Source organism: Micromonospora sp. DT47 (assembly GCF_049844475.1).
Lineage (GTDB): Bacteria > Actinomycetota > Actinomycetes > Mycobacteriales > Micromonosporaceae > Micromonospora.
This window is the reverse complement of record NZ_JBNCLC010000086.1, coordinates 1-261: the sequence shown is the minus strand read 5'-3', so window position 1 is coordinate 261 and position 261 is coordinate 1. Positions and strand designations below refer to the sequence as shown.

Genomic DNA, 261 nt, shown 5'->3' with positions numbered 1-261 from the left:
AGCGTCGACGCCATGGCCAAGGAAATGGGCACCACCGAAGCCGGCACCAACAGCATCAACGACATCACCCCCGTCCTGAACAAGGAAACCGGCACCAAGGACGCCTACCACAGCGTCGAGATCCGCGACACCAAGGCCGACACCAAGCAGACCGAGAAACTACGCACCGACGTCGTCCGCACCGTCGACAACGGCCGCGCCGTGGTCGCCAACATCGCCGGCACCACCACCGACACCGACGGCGTCACCCACTCCTTCGAA

1 pseudogene is annotated in these 261 nt (G+C 64.4%); it reads left to right on the top strand.

The annotated features are described in order from the left end of the window. Window positions 1–261 (top strand): annotated as a pseudogene (locus tag ACLQ2U_RS32260) (C39 family peptidase); the annotation flags it as partial.